Origin of the sequence: Enterobacter cloacae complex sp. 2022EL-00788 (assembly GCF_026627565.1) — a bacterium.
In the GTDB taxonomy this organism is placed as follows: domain Bacteria; phylum Pseudomonadota; class Gammaproteobacteria; order Enterobacterales; family Enterobacteriaceae; genus Enterobacter; species Enterobacter pasteurii.
Genome location: NZ_JAPNMC010000009.1, coordinates 176,495 through 193,835, shown reverse-complemented (window position 1 = coordinate 193,835; position 17,341 = coordinate 176,495). Strand labels below are relative to the sequence as shown.

Here is a 17,341-nt window from a genome sequence, read left to right as displayed (position 1 = left end):
CAAAGGGAATGTATTATGTCTTACGCTATTCACAACCAAAACCTGGCTTTTAACGACAGCGCAATTGCGCAATATATGAATACCGATTTTATTGTTATCGATATTTCATTATGCGTGGCGTTAGCGCGCGAGCAGTTTTTCGAAAAATTAAAGGACGATGATATTCCGTCGCATATTTTTATCGAAGATAATGGCCGACTCGCCGGTTTAATTGCCGTACGCAAATTATTGCAGGCCACGGATACCGTGCAGCCGGTTAAGGGGCTGATGATATCGGAGTTTATTCAGCTCAAACCGGAAGACGAACGGGCAGACGTCGCCGGGGTGCTGGCGCACGCGGGTGCGGATGTGGTGCCGGTGGTAACCCACGGCAAGCTGGTGGGCTGTCTTACGGAACGCGAAATCGCCCATCTGCTGGAAGATGACGTCACAGAAGACGCTCAGCTTCAGGGGGCAACGCTGCCGCTGGAGAAGCCCTATCTGGAGACCAGCGCCTTCAGCCTGTGGAAGAAACGCTCCGTCTGGCTGCTGCTGCTGTTTGTCGCGGAAGCGTACACCAGTTCGGTGATCCAGCATTTTGAAGAGGCGCTGGAATCCGCCATCGCGCTGGCGTTCTTTATACCCTTGCTGATTGGCACCGGCGGGAACAGCGGCACCCAGATCACCTCCACGCTGGTGCGCGCCATGGCGCTGGGTGAAGTCCACCTGCGCGACGTTGGCCGCGTGCTGCGTAAAGAGATGAGCACCTCGCTGATGATTGCCGCCACGCTGGGCCTGGCGGGCTGCGTCCGCGCCTGGATGATGGGCATCGGGATGGAAATCACGCTGATCGTCAGCCTGACGCTGGTGTGCATTACGCTCTGGAGCGCGATTGTGTCGTCGGTGATCCCGATGGTGTTAAAACGCTGCAAGATCGACCCGGCGGTAGTCTCCGCGCCGTTTATTGCGACGCTGATCGACGGCACCGGGCTGATTATCTACTTTAAGATCGCGCAGTATACGCTGGGGCTGGAGTAACGCGGTTCGCCAGTTGCCCCACAGCCAGCGCAAACGCCTCGATTGCCAGCGCGACATCCTCAGCCATCACCGACTCTGCCGGATGGTGGCTGATGCCGCCCTTACAACGTACAAACAGCATGCCCACCGGCCAGCGTTCCGCTAGCGCTATCGCGTCATGCCCTGCGCCGCTGGGAAGGGATAACGAGCGACCCTGCACCGATTCGACGGCCCTCCCCAACGCGGTTTGTAGCCCCGCGTCGCACGGCGTGGCGGCGATGCGGTAAAACTCCTCGGCGACGAAGTCCAGACCGCGACGTGCGGCTATCGTGCGCGCCTGCGCCAGCAGTTCAGTAAGCAGCGCGTCAAGCGGCGCATCCTGCGGACCGCGAATATCCAGCGAGAGTTCAACCTCACCGGGGATCACGTTCACCGCTCCCGGCAGGCAGCGCAGCGTCCCGACCGTTGCCACCAGATTGCCACCGTGGCGGTGGGTGGTTTTTTCAATCACCCCTGTCCACTCGGCGGCGGCGGCCAGCGCATCCTTACGGTGCGTCATCGGCACGGTGCCGGCGTGCCCGGCCTCGCCGGTAAAGCGGCAGTTCAGACGACGCGCGCCGTTAATGGCTTCCACCACCCCCAGCGCCAGCCCCTGCTGTTCAAGGCACGGGCCCTGTTCGATATGCAGCTCCAGGCAGGCGCTGAAATCCTCCCGATCGCGCGCGGCATGCGATACGCGGGCAGGATCCAGCCCAGCCTGCACCATCGCCTGCGCCACGCTGATCCCGCTGGCGTCGCGCGCTTCCAGCCAGCCCGGCGGCCAGGTGCCCGTCAGGCCGCGGCTGCCCAGCAGCGTGATGCCGAAGCGGGTACCCTCTTCGTCGCAAAAGCCCACGATCTCGATCGCCTGCGCCAGGCGGATCCCCTGCTGATGCAGGCCGTCCACCACCTCAATGGCGGTAAGCACCCCGAGCATGCCGTCGTAGCGCCCGGCGTTGCGCACCGTGTCCAGATGCGAGCCGAGCAGCACCGCCTGCGCCCCTTCCTGCCGGCCTTCATAGCGACCGCAGATATTGCCCACGCTGTCCTGCCAGACGGTCATGCCCGCCTGGCTCATCCACTGCCCCACCAGCTGGTTGGCCTGCAGATGCTGCGCCGAAAGATACACCCTCGTGAGCGCATCCGGGGTTTCGCTGATGGCGGCCAGCGCGTCGGCGCGGGCCATCACCCGTTCTGCCGCCGGGCTCATTGCGGCGTCTCGCGGCGATAGTGGTCCCACGCGGCCTGCATGGCGGCACCCTGCGTGGTGGTGAACTTCAGGTAGTTCAGCACCGACTCCAGCGCGCTCAGGGTGGTCATCACGCAGTCCTTGCGCGCGTTATAGCCCATGGTGCCAATGCGCCACACTTTGCCGTGCAGCGGCCCGAAGGAGGTGCCAATTTCAATCCCGAAATCCTCCAGCATCAGCTTGCGCACCTGGTCGCCGTCAACCCCCTGCGGGATAACCACGCCCAGCACGTTGTTCATCCTGTGCTTCAGGTCGCCGAAGGTCTCCAGCCCCATCGCCTGAACGCCCTTCAGCAGCGCGTCGCCGTGCAGCCTATGCCGCGCGATGCCGTTCTCCAGCCCTTCCTGGAGGATCAGACGCGCGCATTCCCGGGCGCCGAACAGCGCGGTGGTAGCCTCCGTGTGGTGGTTCAGCCGCTCCGGCCCCCAGTAGTCCATTACCATGCCGAGATCGAAGTAGTTGGAGTAGATCATCTCCTCGTCGCCGTCGCGGTGGGCGTCGGTACGAATGCCCTCCTCAACGCGCCTGCGCCGGCGGATCGCCTCCTCCATCCGCGGGCTCAGCGTGATCGGCGACGTGCCGGACGGACCGCCAAGGCACTTCTGCATGCCAGCGGAGACGGCATCCAGCCCCCAGGCGTCGGTCTCCAGCGCGTTCCCGCCGAGCGACGCGGTGGCATCGGTGTAAAACAGCACGTCGTAGCGGCGGCAGATATCACCAAGCTCCGCGAGCGGCTGCAGCATGGTGGTGGAAGTGTCGCCCTGCACGGTCAGCAGCAGGCGCGGACGGATGCGTTTAATGGCATCCTCCACCTGGTCCGGGGGAAACACCTCCCCCCACGGCACCTCGATGGTATGCACCTCCGCCCGGCAGCGGCGGGCAATCTCGCACAGCAGATGACCGAAGCGGCCAAACACCGGCACCAGCACCTTATCGCCCGGGCGAATAGCGGAAACCAGAATCGCCTCAATCCCCGCGCGGGAGGTGCCGTCCACCAGCATCGTCCAGCGGTTGTCGGTGCGGAACACGCCGCGATAGAGCGCCATCACCTCGTTCATGTAGTGGGTCATGGCCGGGTCGTACTGGCCTATCAGCTGGCTCGACATGGCGCGCAGCACGCGCGGGTCGGCGTTGATCGGCCCCGGCCCCATCAGCAGGCGCTGCGGCGGGTTGATTTGCGGAAAACGTGCGATATCCATGGTTAAGTCCTTATCAGTTGAGGCCGCGAACCGAGGAGATGAACTGCTTCAGTTCGGTGGTCTGCGGGTTGGCGAACAGCGTTTTGCTGTCGCCCTGCTCCCACACCTTCCCCTGGTGCATAAACACCACGCGGTCGCCCACTTCGCGGGCAAAATTCATTTCGTGCGTCACGAGGATCAGGGTCATCCCCTCGGCCGCCAGCTGCTCCAGCACCTTAAGCACTTCACCCACCAGTTCCGGATCCAGCGCGGAGGTGATCTCGTCACACAGTAAGACTTTTGGCGACATCGCCAGCGCGCGGGCAATCGCCACCCGCTGCTGCTGGCCGCCGGAGAGGCTCGACGGGTAGTAATCCAGGCGATCGCCGAGGCCGACCTTCTCCAGCATCTGCTGCGCCAGCGCCCGGCAGTCGGCGGCGCTTTTCTTCAGCACACGCCGCGGGGCGAGCATCACGTTCTCCAGCGCCGTCATGTGCGGGAACAGGTTGAAGCTCTGGAACACCATCCCGACCGAGCGGCTGATTTCGCGCGCCTGGGAGTCCCGGTCGGTAATGGTCATGCCGCCCAGCTTGATGCTGCCGTCCTGATACCCTTCAAGGCCGTTGATGCAGCGCAGCAGCGTGCTTTTGCCGGAACCGCTGCGCCCGATAATGGAAATCACCTGGCCCATGTCGATATCCAGATCGACGCCCTTGAGCACGTGGTTGTCGCCGTAGTACTTCTGCACCTGATTAATGGTGATGAGAGGCATTGAATTTCGTCTCCAGATAGCGGCTGTAGCGGGACAGCGGATAGCACAGAATAAAGTAGCCCAGCGCCACCAGCGCAAAGACCTTGAACGGCTGGTAGGTTACGTTGGTCAGCATGGTGCCGGCCTTGGTCAGCTCGATAAAGCCGATAATCGACGCCAGCGCGGTACCCTTGATCACCTGCACGGCGAAACCCACGGTTGGCGCGATGGCGATGCGCAGCGCCTGCGGCGCCACCACGCGAAACAGCGTCTGGCCGAAGGTCAGCCCCAGACAGCGCGAGGCTTCCCACTGCCCTTTCGGCAGGGCGCGAATGCTGCCAAACCAGATATCGAGCAGAAACGCGCTGGTGTAGAACATGAGGGCCAGCGAGGCGGCCGTCCACGGCGAGACGTCAATGCCGAACAGCGCCACGCCGAAGAAGGCCAGGAACAGCTGCATCAGCAGCGGCGTGCCCTGAAACAGCTCAATATAGCCGCGGATGATGCGCTTCACCGTGCGTCCGCCCGACAGGCGCAGCAGCAGGAGCGGCAGCGTCACCGCCGCGCCGCCGAAAAACGCCACCAGCGACAGCAGCACCGTCCAGCGTCCGGCCAGCAGCAGGTTGCGAATAATGTCCCAGTCGGTAAAGGTGGTCATCATGCCTGCACCCCCAGCCATTTGCGTCCCGCCGCCATCATCAGCTGGCGCAGGGTAATCGACAGCGCCAGGTAAATGCCGGTTGTCACCAGATAGACCTCAAAGCTCAAAAACGTTCTGGACTGGATCAGGTTGGCGGCAAAGGTCAGCTCTTCATACGAGACCTGCGACACCACCGACGAGCCGAGCATCACGATAATGCACTGGCTCACCAGCGCCGGGTAAATGCGCTGCAGCGCGGGCGGCAGCACCACGCGAATAAAGGTCTGCAGGCGGGTCAGCCCCAGCACGCGTCCGGCTTCCCACTGCCCTTTGGGCGTCACCTGGATCCCGGCGCGAATAATCTCGGTGCTGTACGCGCCAAGGTTTACGACCATGGCCAGCAGCGCCGCCTCCCCCGCCGTCATCTTCAGCCCCAGATTCGGCAGGCCGAAGACGATGAAGAACAGCTGCACCACGAACGGCGTGTTGCGGATGATTTCCACGTACGCGCCCCAGACCCGGCTATACCACGTCGTGCGTCCGCTGCGGATCGCCGCGCCAAAAATCCCTGTCGCCAGCCCGCCGATGGTCGCCATCACCGTCAGCTGAATGGTGATCCACAGCCCCGCCAGCAGCTCCGGCCAGTAGGGCCAGAGCGCCGAAAAATCGAGTTGCTCAGCCATAGCCTTATACGCCGAAGCTTGCCGGCAGCGGGGCCTTCAGCCACTGTTCAGACAGGCCGTTCAGGGTGCCGTTTTTAATGCCCTGCTCAATCAGCGCATCCACTTTGGCTTTCAGCGCCGGTTCGTTCTTCTTCAGACCAATAAAGCACGGCGAGTCTTTCAGCATAAAGCTCGGCACCGGGGCTTTAGCCGCGTTCTGGCGCGAAATGGCCGCCACCACGAGATTACCTGTCGCCACGTACTGCACCTGGCCGGAGAGGTAAGCGGAGAGCGTGGTGTTGTTGTCTTCGTAGCGCTTCACGCTGGCGTCCTTCGGCGCGAGGCTGGTGAGCACCATGTCCTCCACCGCCCCGCGCGTCACGCCGATGGTTTTTCCGCTCAGCGCGGCGGCATCCTTCAGCTCGGCCCCTTGCGGGCCAAACACGCCGAGGAAGAACGGCGCGTAGGCGCGGCTGAAATCGATCACCTTTTCGCGTTCCGGGTTTTTCCCGAGGCTGGAAATGACCAGATCCACCTTGTCGGTTTGCAGATACGGCACGCGGTTGGCGCTGGTTACCGGCACGAGCTGAAGCCTGAGCTTCATCTCTCTGGCGAGATAGCGCGCCATGTCGATATCGTAGCCCTGCGGCTGAAGATCGGTCCCGACCGAGCCAAACGGCGGGAAGTCCTGCGGGACGGCAACGCGAAGCGTGCCGCGCTTCTCGATATCCTGAAGCTGGTCAGCCTTCGCGGGCAGTTGTGCGAAGAGGCACGCGGCCCCGGCCAGTGCAATTAACAGTTTTTTCATGGTGCTTCCCCGTAACGTTAGCGTGAAACAAAAGATTCTTTGAATATGATTTTGCAACTTATGTGCCAGATAAGGCGAAGCGGGAAATTTTCTGTTAAAGCCTGATAAAACGCGGGCGGGGCGAAAATGTTCTCCATTTTCGCCCCGCCAGGCTGCACCATTTCAATGCAAAGCACCAGCCCGATGCCCCATTACCGTTGTTCGAGTTCGTCCAGCTGCTGGTAGAGGGAGGCAATCTCGTGAATGCGCGGGCGGCCCTTATCGAGGATCTCGTGCAGGAAGGCGTTCGCCAGCAGGCTGATCAGGCTGTTGACCGACGAGTAGCTGTCGTAGGCGGATACGCTGTCCAGCGGGGCGCAGAGCTGCCAGCTCGCCAGCGGAAACAGGCTGTGGGCCTGCGGCTCGCACATCAGCAGCACCGGAATGCCGCTGCGCTGAAGCTGCTGCATCAGCGGGCGAATAATGCGCGGACGACGGCGAAAGGCCATCATGACCACCAGATCGTCGGGCGTTAAATCCACCAGCTCCTCGCTCAGGCTCTGCCCCGGCTGCGGCAGCACCAGCACCTGGCCGCGCGCCTGCAGCAGCTGCTGGCGCAGGTGCAGCGCCGCGGGATAGGCGTTACGCATGCCGATAATGACAATCCGGCGCGCCCTGACCATGCAGGCCATGGCGTCGGCAAACTGCTGCGCGTCCAGGGCATTGACCCACTGGGTCAGGTTCGCCATCTCCTGCTTATAGTGACGGGCCAGCAGCGTGTTTCCCTGCACCGCATCGCGATTGTCGGCGAGCGGCATCCCGCTCTGGCGCAGGGTGCGCAGCTCGTCGCGCATCTCTTTATACTTCTCATAGCCCAGGCGCTTAAACAGCCGGCTCACCGTCGCTTTCGACACGCCGCTCAGCTGTGCCAGCTCGGCGCTGTTGTAGCTAATCAGGTCGTCAAAATGGTCAAAAATAAAATCCGCCACCCGCTGCTCCTGCGGCGATAGTGACGCATAGTGCGCTTTCAGTCGTTCATCAAGCTGTTCCATAACGCCTCTGTAACGTTTGTTTCATCCCACCTTTGCTATTCATTTAGCATGCCAGCTTCTGCGGCGAACGGCATGAAACTTTTTGTTCAGAACTGGAACAACTTTTGCAGCAACCTGTAACCTACAGGGTTATGAGGACACTCTATGCAAAGTAACGTCTCCACGCGCGGCATGGCCGTCGCGCCCCACCATCTTGCCAGCCAGAGCGCCCTGGGCGTGCTGCGCGAGGGCGGCAGCGCAATAGAGGCAATGGTGGCCGCCGCCGCGACCGTTGCCGTGGTGTATCCGCACATGAACGGGCTGGGCGGCGATGGCTTCTGGCTTATCGTTCCACCGCAGGGCGAACCGATCGCCGTTGACGCCAGCGGCGCGGCGGGGTCGCTGGCAACGCTTGCCGCCTACGACGGATTGCCACACATCCCCCACCGCGGCCCGCGGGCGGCGCTGACCGTCGCCGGCACGGTGAGCGGCTGGGACGAGGCGCTGACGATCTCGCAGGAGATGACCGGCAGGGCGCTGCCGCTGGCCCGCCTGCTGGCCGACGCCATTGACTACGCGCAGAACGGTACGCCGGTCACCGCGTCGCAGGCCCACGCCACGGCCAGTAAATACGATGAGCTTCACGACGTCCCCGGCTTCGCGGAGACCTGGCTGGTGAACGGCAAACCGCCGCATGCGGGAAGCCGCTTCTGCCAACCCGCCCTGGCCTTAACCCTGAAGCGCCTGGTGGAGGACGGTCTCGACAGCTTTTATCGCGGCCCGCTGGCGGACACGCTGGCGCGCGGGATGGCGACGCTCGGCATGCCCGTCACGCGGGACGATCTGGCCGCGCACGTGGCCCGGCGAACCGCGCCGCTGAAACTGCAGCACCGGCTGGGAGAGATCTTTAATCTCGCCCCGCCGACGCAGGGGCTGGTCTCGCTGGCGATCCTCGGCATTACGGACCGGTTAGCGATGGCCGATGCCGACGACGCGATGACCATTCACCGCATCGCGGAAGCGACCAAGCTGGCCTTCGGCCTGCGCGATGCGCACATCACCGACCCGCGCGAGATGCAAACCGACGTTCAAAGCCTTCTGACTCCCGCCGCCCTCCAGGAGCTTGCAGACAGGGTTGACGACGCCCGCGCGGCGCCGTGGGGCAACGGGAAAGGCCCAGGGGATACCGTGTGGATGGGGGTGATGGACGAGAGCGGCCTTGCCGTGTCGTTTATTCAGAGCATTTATCACGAGTTCGGCAGCGGCGTGGTGCTGCCCGACACCGGCATCGTCTGGCAGAACCGGGGGGCGTCCTTCAGCCTCAACCCGGAACACCTGCTGGCGCTCGCGCCGGGCAAACAGCCCTTCCATACCCTTAACCCGGCGGCGGCGCGCCTTAGCGACGGACGCGTGATGGTTTACGGCTCGATGGGCGGCGACGGACAGCCGCAAACCCAGGCGACGATTTTTACCCGCTATGCCGTACAGGGCGTGCCGCTGCAGGAGTCGGTAAACCGTCCTCGCTGGCTGCTGGGCCGCACCTGGGGGCAAACTTCCGACAGCCTGAAGCTTGAAGGGCGATTCACACCCGAGACGGTCACCCACCTGCAGGCGCTGGGGCATGAAGTGGAAATGTTCCCGGACTTTAGCGAAGCCATGGGCCACGCCGGGGCGATTGTGCGCCACCCTGACGGCCTGTTCGAAGGCGCATTTGACCCGCGCAGCAACGGCACCGCCGCCGGATTCTGAGGAGAGAGCAATGACGACACCACAACCCGACTGGCAGGCGTATCTTGCCCAAATGGAGTCCGTGCTCGGCGTCGAGCTGGACGATGCCCGCCGCGCCGCGCTGCGGGAACAGTTCAGCCGCATTGCCGCCATGGCCGCCCCGCTGATGGCGCTGCCGCTTGATGACCGTCTGGAGATCGCAGGAGTGTATAAAGCATGAGGCTACACGAGATGAGCATCGATGACGTTCAGCAGGCGCTAAGCGCGGGCAGCCTGAGCGCGCGCGAGATTGCCCGCCAGACGCTTGAGGCGGTTTCCCGTCTTAACCCGCAGATCAACGCCTGGACCACCGTAACGGAAGCCCGCATGCTCGCGGAAGCCGACGGCATCGACGCCCTGCGTCGGGAAAAGCGCCCGCTGCCCCCGCTGGCCGGCGTGCCTTACGCGGTAAAAAACCTGTTTGACGTTGCCGGACACACCACCCTCGCAGGGGCTGAACTGTTCAGCCAGCGCCCCGCCGCCGCTGACGACTGCTTTGCGGTGCGCCAGCTGCGCGGCGCGGGGGCGTTATTGTCCGGGATGGTGAATATGGACGCTTATGCCTACGGCTTCACGACCGAAAACAGCCACTACGGCGCGACCCGCAACCCGCACGATCTGGCCCGCGTCGCCGGCGGATCGTCCGGCGGTTCAGCCGCCGCCGTGGCCGCCGGGCTGGTGCACTTTTCGCTCGGCAGCGATACCAACGGATCGATTCGCGTTCCCGCCTCCCTGTGCGGCACCTATGGCCTGAAGCCCACCTTTGGCCGCCTGTCGCGCACCGGCAGCCATCCGTTTGTCGCGAGCCTGGATCATATCGGTCCCTTTGCCCGCCGCGTGTGCGACCTGGCGTCCGTGTATGACGCGCTGCAGGGGCGGGACAGCAGCGACGGTTTTCAGGCAGAGCGTTCGGGCGAACCGACGCGCCCCCTGCTTGAGCGCGGCCTGGACGGCCTTCGCTGCGCGGTGCTCGGCGGCTATTTCACCACCTGGTGCGACAATGATGCGCGCGACGCCGTTGCGCGGGCAGCGAAGGCGCTCGACGTGCAGGACGAGCTGCTGTTCCCGGAGGCCGAGCTTGCGCGCGCCGCGGCATTTATCATCAGCGCCGCCGAAGGGGGAAACCAGTACCTTCCCGCCCTTCGCCGCGAGCCAGACCGCTTTGAGCCGCACTCCCGCGAAAGGCTGCTGGCAGGGGCGATGATCCCCTCCGCCTGGTATATTCAGGCCCAGCGCTTTCGCGCCCTGGCACGCCAGGCGTTTAAAACGCTGTTCGCCCGTGCCGACGTGCTGATTGCCCCGGCAACCCCGCGCAGCGCCACGTTCATTGGCGATCAGACCATGGAGATTAACGGCCAGCCGCTGCCGATCCGCGCCAGTATGGGCATGCTGACCCAGCCGATCTCGTTTTTGGGCTTACCCGTCACCACCGTACCGCTGCGTACCGCGCAGGGCGCGCCGATTGGCCTGCAGCTGATTGCCGCACCGTTTAACGAACAGGCGTGCCTGCGCGTGGCGCGGGTGCTGGAAGAGAGCGGCATCACCGATGCCCGTGTGGCGGAGATGGCGGCATGATCAATCACGAAGACGTTAACCTGCCGCGGGTGGTCGCTGAGGTGACGGCCGCGTTTTACCGCTATGAAGAGGCGCTGGTGAGCAACAGCATTGCCGTGCTGGACGAATTGTTCTGGCACGACAAAAGCACGGTGCGTCTGGGGGCGGGTGAAAACCTGTACGGCATTGATGAGATCCGCGCCTTTCGCGCGGCGCGCCCCTCTGCCGGGCTGCAGCGAACGCTGCGTCACACCGTGATTACGACCTTTGGGGAAGATTATGCCGTGTGCAGCGCCGAGTTTACCCGCGAGGGAACGGAACGGATTGGCCGCCAGCAGCAGACGTGGGTACGGTTTGCCTGCGGATGGCGGATCGTGGCGGCGCAGGTGAGCTTGATGGCATAGTCGCAGGCCGGGTAAGGCGCAGCCGCCACCCGGCAAAAAACGGCTCAATTATTTCTGAAACGGATGCACATCCCGCCAATGGTCGGCAATCTGCTGGCGGGTACAGATCCACACCCGCTCGTGCTGCTGCACGTAGTCAAGAAACCGCTGCAGGGCGCGAAAACGCCCCGGCCGCCCCAGCAGGCGGCAGTGCATGCCGATGGACATCATCTTCGGCGCGCTTTCCCCCTCTTCGTACAGCACGTCAAAGCTGTCCTTCAGATAGGTATAAAACTGCTCCGCGGTATTAAACCCCTGCGCGGTGGCAAAGCGCATGTCGTTCGCATCCAGCGTGTAGGGCACAATCAGGTGCGGTTTACGGGTGCCGTCGGGACGCGCCACTTCCGTCCAGAAGGGGAGATCGTCGCCATAGTAGTCGCTGTCGTAGTCAAAGCCGCCGTGCTCCACCACCAGCTGACGCGTTCTGGGGCTGTCGCGCCCGGTGTACCAGCCCGTGGGCGGCTTGCCGAACAGGTCGGTCAGGACGTGTACCGCTTTCTGCAGGTGCTCACGCTCCTGGTGGATATCCATGTGCTGATAGTGGATCCAGCGCCAGCCGTGGCTGACCACGTCGTAATCCGCCGCCCCGATCGCCTCAACGATCTCCGGATGGCGCGCCAGCGCCATCGCCACGCCGAAGACCGTTAGCGGCAGGCCGCGCTTCTGAAATTCAGTGTGGATCCGCCAGAACCCGGCGCGGCTGCCGTATTCGTAGAGGGAGTCCATCGACATGTGCCTGTCCGGGTAGCTGGCCGCCCCGATAATGTCCGACAGGAACTGCTCTGACCCGGCATCGCCGTGCAGAACGTGGTTTTCCGCCCCTTCCTCATAGTTGAGCACAAACTGCACCGCGATCCGCGCCCGATCCGGCCACCGCGCGTGCGGCGGCTTACCCGCATAGCCGCGCAGATCCCGCGGATAATCCTGTTCAAAAAGCCCCATTGCCACCCCCAACACTTAAAATGGATCCAGCCCCTGAAAGGGCCCGCTTAACGCTTTTTTCTCCGGGAACGCCAGGTCCCCGTGCTTGCTGGTCGACAGCCCCAGCGCTACCAGCGATTCCACCATCTTCACCGCCGCGCTGACGCCGTCGATGACCGGCACGCGCAGCTCGCGCGTCAGCTCCCGGGCAAGCGTCGCCATGCCGCCGCAGCCCAGCACAATGGCGCCGCAGCCGTCCTCGTTCAGCGCCTGTATGCAGCGCGCGCGCACCTTCTCCTGCGCCAGCCCGCTGCCGTCTTCCAGGGCCAGCACCGGGAGGTCGATAGCGTGCAGCCCCGCGCAGCGATCGTAAAAGCCATACTGGTGCAGAAGATGGCGGGCAATAATCAGCGTGCGCGGCAGCGTGGTGACAACCGAAAAGCGCGTCGCGACCAGCGTCGCCGCGTGCATGGCGGCTTCGGCAATCCCTATCACCGGCCCCTGCGCCAGCTCGCGCGCCGCCAGCAGGCCCGGATCGCCAAAGCAGGCGATAACGTGACCGTCCACGCCCTGCTCCCTGCCTCTTTTGATCTGCTCCAGTACGCCCACGGCGGCGATGGCCTCATCAAAATGGCCCTCAATAGACGGCACGCCCGCACTGGGGCAGACCGCGAGAATTTCCGTGCCCGGTCCCGCTACCGCACGCGCCGCCGCGCCGATGGTTTCGGTCATTGCGGGGCTGGTGTTGGGGTTAATCACCTGAATACGAACGGATGACATTACGGCTCCTTGTGGCCGGCAAACAGCCGGGCAAAATCGGGAAGGCACTCGCCTGCCCGCTCAAAGCAGAGGCTGGCGACGATATGTTCAAAATGGTGCATTAAGGCATCGCTTAAGGGCTGCAGCGCTTTCTGACGCAGCAGCTCCACGAGCTGTTCATGATCGTTGCAGCGGCAGCCCTGACGCCACGGCGCGCCCCAGGCGGCGATCGCCAGCGAGGTGCGCTGGCTCAGGCGGGTCACCATGTCAGTCAGCACCTGATTGCCGGAGATGGCCTGCAGCTGAATATGGAAGCTGGCGGAGTGGCGGATCGCCGCCGGGCCGTCATAGGCCTCGTGCGCCTGCTGCTCCTGGCGAATAACGCCCTCCAGCGCGGCCAGATGCGGCGCCCGGCAGCGCGCCAGCACGTCCGGCAGGTTAGCGACCTCAAGCAGCGCGCGGGTACGAAAGATCTGCCGCGCGTCTTCCACCGTCGGGCTGGCCACGTGTGCACCACGCCTGGGCGTCAGGGTGACCATTTGCACAGCGGCGAGTCGCTGCAGCACCTTGCGGATGCCCGTGCGGCTCACGCCAAAGACCTCCGCCAGCGCCTCTTCCGGCAATTTACTTCCCGGCAATAGCTGGTGTTCGACAATCGCCGTCATCAGCGCCTGAAAGATGTATTCATCTTTGTCCTGCAGCTCTGGCGCGGCCTGCAGGCCGTTCGCGTGGTTCATTACCTACTCCGGTTTTTTACTTTTTAACATCAATTCGTATACATAAAATTAATGTATTGAATACAAGATTTATGATTTTTGGCCTGGATCCTGCAACGCCGTCTGCACAACCACTTAACGGGTTTTCATTAACAGGAGCAGGATCCATGCCAAACAGTCAAAACGCGCAGCAGATTACGGCAGCTGATTCCGGTGCGGCATACAGCCCACGCCTTTGCAATGAGGATCTGGCACCGACGCGTGACCAGAACTGGAGCTGGTACAACATCTTTTCTTTCTGGATGTCCGACGTTCACAGCATGGGGGGTTACGTCGTGGCCGCGAGCTTCTTTACGCTCGGGCTGGCAAGCTGGCAGGTGTTGCTCTGCCTGCTGGTGGGGATATGTATTGTGCAGCTTTGCGCCAACCTGGTGGCAAAACCGAGCCAGATGGCGGGCGTGCCGTATGCGGTGATCTGCCGCCAGGCGTTTGGCGTATTCGGGGCGAACATTCCGGCGGTGATCCGCGGGCTTATCGCTTTTGCGTGGTACGGCATTCAGACTTACCTGGCCGCAAACGCGCTGATGCTGGTGGCGCTGAAATTCTGGCCCTCCCTCGCTGCGCTGACGGTAGACGCCTTCCTTGGGCTTACGCATCTTGGCTGGATCTGCTTTGCCATCATGTGGGTTTTGCAGGCCTTGGTCTTCTGGCACGGTATGAACGCCATCAAGCGCTTCATTGATATCGCCGGTCCGGCGGTCTACGTGGTGATGCTGGCCCTGGCGGGCTGGATTGTATACAAGACCGGTTTTGACGGGATCTCCTTTACCCTCGCCAGCAAATCCCTGTCCGCGGGCGAGCAGGCCTGGCAGATGATCGCCGCGACGGCGCTGGTGGTCTCCTACTTCTCCGGCCCGCTGCTCAACTTCGGTGATTTCTCCCGCTACGGGAAAAGCATGGGGGAGATCCGCCGCGGCAACCGCTGGGGCCTGCCGTTTAACTTCCTGCTGTTCTCCCTGGTCACCGTGGTGATTGTCTCCGGCACCCAGTCGCTGTTTGGGCGCATGATCACCGACCCGATTGAAACCGTCAGCCGCGTGGGGAACGATCTGGCGGTGGCCATCGGCCTGCTGACGATGATTGTCGCCACCATCGGGATTAACATCGTGGCGAACTTCGTTTCGCCAGCGTTTGACTTTTCTAACTGCTCGCCGCAGAAGATCAGCTTCCGCACCGGGGGCATGATCGCCGCCGTCGGCTCAATCCTGCTCACCCCGTGGAACCTGTTCAACTCTCCGGAGCTGATCCACTACACGCTGGACGTGCTTGGCGCGTTTATCGGCCCGCTGTTCGGTATTCTGATCGCCGATTTCTATCTGATTAAGCGCGGCAGGGTGTCGGTAGACGATCTGTTCGACGACACGCCAAGGGGCAAATACTGGTACCGCAACGGCTTTAATCCAAAAGCCATCGCTGCGCTGCTCCCCTCCGTGGGCGTGGGTCTGGTGATAAGCTTTATCCCGGCCCTGCACGAGGTGGCGAACTTTAGCTGGTTTATCGGCGTCTTTCTCGGCGGCGTGACCTATCGCTGGCTGGCCCGGAAGGATCGCGAGGGCGCGTCCGCCGCGCACTTCACCGCACGCGAGGCCGCGCGCGCTATCAGACAGGAGCCGTGATGGATTACCAGACTGCGTTACGCGGTGCATTTTTCGATATCGCTCAGGTCTGCGACAGCGCGGACCTGATTGCCGACCACGCGCGCTACCGGGAGGACGGGCTGCTGTTTATCCAGCAGGGAAAAATCGTGGCGCTGCTGGACTGGCACGAGGGCGAGAAGCATCTTGATCCGCACAAAGGCTATACCGACCTGCGCGGCAGGCTGCTGCTGCCCGGATTTGTTGATACCCACGTTCACTATCCGCAAACGGAGATGATCGGGGCATTCGGCGAACAGCTGCTGGAGTGGCTGACCACCTACACGTTTCCGGTGGAGAGCCAGTTTGCCGATGAGGCCTACGCAAAAGAGATTGCCGAATTTTTCATTAACCAGCTGGTGAGCAACGGGACCACCACCGCGCTGGTGTTCTGCACCCTGCACCCTGGCTCCGTCGACGCGCTGTTTACCGAGGCGCTGCGCCTGAACATGCGCCTCATCGCCGGAAAGGTGATGATGGACAGGCACGCGCCGGACTACCTGACCGAGACCGCTGACGCGAGCTATCAGCAGACGCGGGCGCTGATCCAGCGCTGGCAGCACCGCGGGCGGCTGGGGTATGCCATTACGCCGCGCTTTGCCCCCACCTCCTCTCCCGAACTGCTCACGGCGGTCAGGCTGCTCAGGGAAGAGTTTCCGGATACCTGGATGCAGACCCACCTGAGTGAAAACCCGCACGAAGTCGCCTGGGTGAGCGATCTCTGGCCCGAGCACGAGCGCTACCTGGACGTTTATCACCACTATGGCCTGACGGGCGAGCGCAGCGTGTTTGCGCACGGTATTCACCTGCACCACAGCGAATGGCAGTGCCTGCACCACACCGGCTCTGCCGTCGCGTTCTGCCCCACCTCTAACCTGTTTCTCGGCAGCGGGCTGTTTCGCCTGCCCGCCTGCTGGCAGCATAAGGTGCGGATGGGCATCGGCACCGACGTCGGGGCGGGAACCACCTTCAGCATGCTGCGCACCCTGGGGGAGGCCTATAAGGTCGGGCAGCTACAGAGCTATCGCCTGCGCGCCTGCGAGGCGTTTTATCACGCCACGCTGGGCGGGGCCCACGCGCTGCGGCTGGACGAGAAGATTGGCAGCTTCAGCCCCGGCAAAGAGGCAGACTTCATCGTTATTGACCCGGTGGTGACGCCGCTACAGCGCCTGCGCCACCGCCGCTGCCGGGATATTTATGAGCAGCTTTTTGTGCTGATGACCTTCGGCGACGAGCGCAACATCAGCGAAACCTGGGTCAGCGGCGAACGGGTGTGGTCAGCTGCCCCGGTAGGTTGACCATCCGCCGGGCGCAATCACGAACGGCAGATGGAAGTGCTCGTCTGCTGCCTCCCCCGTCACAAAATCAATTTGCGCGCAGGGATAGAGCGTGCTGCGGCCGGTGCCGGTAAACCATTCACCGATGTCGGCCACCAGCCGGTAACGGCCAGCAGGCAGATCGGCAACAAATGCGGCAATGCGTCCCTGGGCGTTAGTGACCGCGGTCGCCAGCCGCTCCCCTTCCCGTTCAAGATGCACCGCTACGCCCTCTGCGGGCTTGCCTGTTGAAATATCGAGTATATGCGTGCTGAGCGTGCTCATTCGCCAATCGCTCCTTCCAGTCGTAGTAAGGTAATTTCCCGCAGCTGTTCGAGCGCAATCTCCAGTTCCTGCGCCTCGCTGTTTTCAAGCCGCGCGCGCAGGGCTTCTACTATTTCCCCGCTGGTTCGCCCTTTCGCGCGGATCAGAAAGACGCGTCCGAAGCGGGCTTCGTAGCGGGCATTTCCGTCCCGCAGGGCGTCGGCATGATGCTGCTCAACCGCCCCCTGCTCCTGGCGCGACAGCGCGGCCTCCGGCGTCGTTCCCGATGGGGTTTCGCCGATGCGCGGGTGCGCGCTCAGGGCCTGAGCCAGGGCCGCTTCATCCCACTTTTGCGCCAGCCCCTGCGCCGCGCTGAACAACGCTTGCTGGCTGGAATAGGGCCGTCCGCGAACCAGCGCGTCGGCCCAGGCGGGCAACGCCACGCACGCAGAGATCTGCGCCAGCGCCTCTTCGTAAGGCAAATGATTAAAGTCGTGTAGTGCGATCATGATGGCTCCGTTGAAAATCCTCGTCTACAGCCATTGCACAAATTACGCCACTCTTGCCGACGGCG

The 17,341-nt window shown here is 63.1% G+C and carries 17 protein-coding genes and 2 pseudogenes; 7 read left to right on the top strand and 12 right to left on the bottom strand.

Annotated elements, in window-relative coordinates; genetic code table 11:
- The first annotated feature begins 15 nt into the window (after window positions 1-15).
- Window positions 16-1,017, top strand: a complete 1,002-nt coding sequence (locus OWK27_RS15915; protein ID WP_176610679.1) for a magnesium transporter — start codon at window positions 16-18, stop codon at window positions 1,015-1,017.
- Here OWK27_RS15915 and hpxK read toward each other — a convergent pair.
- From hpxK to hpxU, 7 genes are all read right to left on the bottom strand, one after another.
- On the bottom strand, window positions 983-2,245 hold the full coding sequence (gene hpxK, locus OWK27_RS15910) for an allantoate amidohydrolase (RefSeq protein WP_267590764.1): 1,263 nt from the start codon (window positions 2,243-2,245) through the stop codon (window positions 983-985). The two genes, OWK27_RS15915 and hpxK, sit on opposite strands and share 35 nt — an antisense overlap.
- On the bottom strand, window positions 2,242-3,483 hold the full coding sequence (locus tag OWK27_RS15905) for a pyridoxal-phosphate-dependent aminotransferase family protein (RefSeq protein WP_267590749.1): 1,242 nt from the start codon (window positions 3,481-3,483) through the stop codon (window positions 2,242-2,244). Before OWK27_RS15905 ends, hpxK begins: the two co-directional genes overlap by 4 nt.
- A gap of 13 nt (window positions 3,484-3,496) precedes the next feature.
- Complete coding sequence (locus OWK27_RS15900; protein ID WP_148420907.1) at window positions 3,497-4,234, bottom strand: amino acid ABC transporter ATP-binding protein; 738 nt, start codon at window positions 4,232-4,234, stop codon at window positions 3,497-3,499.
- The gene (locus OWK27_RS15895; RefSeq protein WP_267590763.1) at window positions 4,215-4,871 is read right to left on the bottom strand and encodes an amino acid ABC transporter permease; all 657 of its coding nucleotides are present in this window, start codon (window positions 4,869-4,871) and stop codon (window positions 4,215-4,217) included. Before OWK27_RS15895 ends, OWK27_RS15900 begins: the two co-directional genes overlap by 20 nt.
- Window positions 4,871-5,536: an amino acid ABC transporter permease gene (locus tag OWK27_RS15890; RefSeq protein ID WP_252003414.1), complete on the bottom strand. Its 666-nt coding sequence runs from the start codon at window positions 5,534-5,536 to the stop codon at window positions 4,871-4,873. The genes OWK27_RS15895 and OWK27_RS15890 overlap by 1 nt, the downstream gene beginning before the upstream one ends.
- A gap of 4 nt (window positions 5,537-5,540) precedes the next feature.
- On the bottom strand, window positions 5,541-6,323 hold the full coding sequence (locus OWK27_RS15885; protein WP_193356342.1) for a transporter substrate-binding domain-containing protein: 783 nt from the start codon (window positions 6,321-6,323) through the stop codon (window positions 5,541-5,543).
- Between the two features lie 191 nt (window positions 6,324-6,514).
- On the bottom strand, window positions 6,515-7,354 hold the full coding sequence (gene hpxU, locus OWK27_RS15880; RefSeq protein WP_176610683.1) for a MurR/RpiR family transcriptional regulator HpxU: 840 nt from the start codon (window positions 7,352-7,354) through the stop codon (window positions 6,515-6,517).
- A 144-nt stretch (window positions 7,355-7,498) separates the two neighbouring features.
- Between hpxU and hpxW the strand changes: the two genes are divergently transcribed.
- Genes hpxW through hpxZ form a run of 4 tightly spaced genes read left to right on the top strand, consistent with a single transcriptional unit; the run spans window position 7,499 to window position 11,058 of the window.
- Window positions 7,499-9,082: an oxamate amidohydrolase gene (gene hpxW, locus OWK27_RS15875; RefSeq protein WP_267590748.1), complete on the top strand. Its 1,584-nt coding sequence runs from the start codon at window positions 7,499-7,501 to the stop codon at window positions 9,080-9,082.
- 10 nt (window positions 9,083-9,092) lie between these two features.
- On the top strand, window positions 9,093-9,281 hold the full coding sequence (gene hpxX / locus OWK27_RS15870; RefSeq protein ID WP_176610685.1) for an oxalurate catabolism protein HpxX: 189 nt from the start codon (window positions 9,093-9,095) through the stop codon (window positions 9,279-9,281).
- Window positions 9,278-10,675, top strand: a complete 1,398-nt coding sequence (locus tag OWK27_RS15865) for an AtzE family amidohydrolase (protein ID WP_267590747.1) — start codon at window positions 9,278-9,280, stop codon at window positions 10,673-10,675. The genes hpxX and OWK27_RS15865 overlap by 4 nt, the downstream gene beginning before the upstream one ends.
- Window positions 10,672-11,058, top strand: coding sequence for an oxalurate catabolism protein HpxZ (gene hpxZ / locus OWK27_RS15860; protein WP_267590746.1), 387 nt, complete (start codon window positions 10,672-10,674; stop codon window positions 11,056-11,058). The genes OWK27_RS15865 and hpxZ overlap by 4 nt, the downstream gene beginning before the upstream one ends.
- A gap of 48 nt (window positions 11,059-11,106) precedes the next feature.
- On the opposite strand, the pseudogene puuE reads toward hpxZ, so the two are convergent.
- From puuE to OWK27_RS15845, 3 genes and pseudogenes are all read right to left on the bottom strand, one after another.
- Window positions 11,107-11,958: pseudogene (puuE, locus tag OWK27_RS15855) on the bottom strand (allantoinase PuuE); the annotation flags it as partial.
- Window positions 11,924-12,798: pseudogene (gene hpxA / locus OWK27_RS15850) on the bottom strand (allantoin racemase). The pseudogenes puuE and hpxA, both read right to left, overlap by 35 nt.
- Complete coding sequence (locus OWK27_RS15845) at window positions 12,798-13,514, bottom strand: GntR family transcriptional regulator (protein ID WP_267590745.1); 717 nt, start codon at window positions 13,512-13,514, stop codon at window positions 12,798-12,800. The pseudogene hpxA and the gene OWK27_RS15845 overlap by 1 nt, the downstream one beginning before the upstream one ends.
- Window positions 13,515-13,660: 146 nt before the next feature.
- Between OWK27_RS15845 and OWK27_RS15840 the strand changes: the two genes are divergently transcribed.
- A complete protein-coding gene (locus OWK27_RS15840; protein WP_267590744.1) occupies window positions 13,661-15,169 on the top strand; it encodes an NCS1 family nucleobase:cation symporter-1 in 1,509 nt (502 codons plus the stop codon).
- Window positions 15,166-16,485, top strand: a complete 1,320-nt coding sequence (gene guaD, locus OWK27_RS15835) for a guanine deaminase (RefSeq protein ID WP_267590743.1) — start codon at window positions 15,166-15,168, stop codon at window positions 16,483-16,485. The genes OWK27_RS15840 and guaD overlap by 4 nt, the downstream gene beginning before the upstream one ends.
- Here the strand turns inward: guaD and uraH are convergent.
- The gene (uraH, locus tag OWK27_RS15830; RefSeq protein WP_176610693.1) at window positions 16,465-16,788 is read right to left on the bottom strand and encodes a hydroxyisourate hydrolase; all 324 of its coding nucleotides are present in this window, start codon (window positions 16,786-16,788) and stop codon (window positions 16,465-16,467) included. The genes guaD and uraH overlap by 21 nt on opposite strands.
- On the bottom strand, window positions 16,785-17,276 hold the full coding sequence (gene uraD, locus OWK27_RS15825; RefSeq protein WP_267590742.1) for a 2-oxo-4-hydroxy-4-carboxy-5-ureidoimidazoline decarboxylase: 492 nt from the start codon (window positions 17,274-17,276) through the stop codon (window positions 16,785-16,787). Before uraD ends, uraH begins: the two co-directional genes overlap by 4 nt.
- Window positions 17,277-17,341 lie beyond the last annotated feature (65 nt).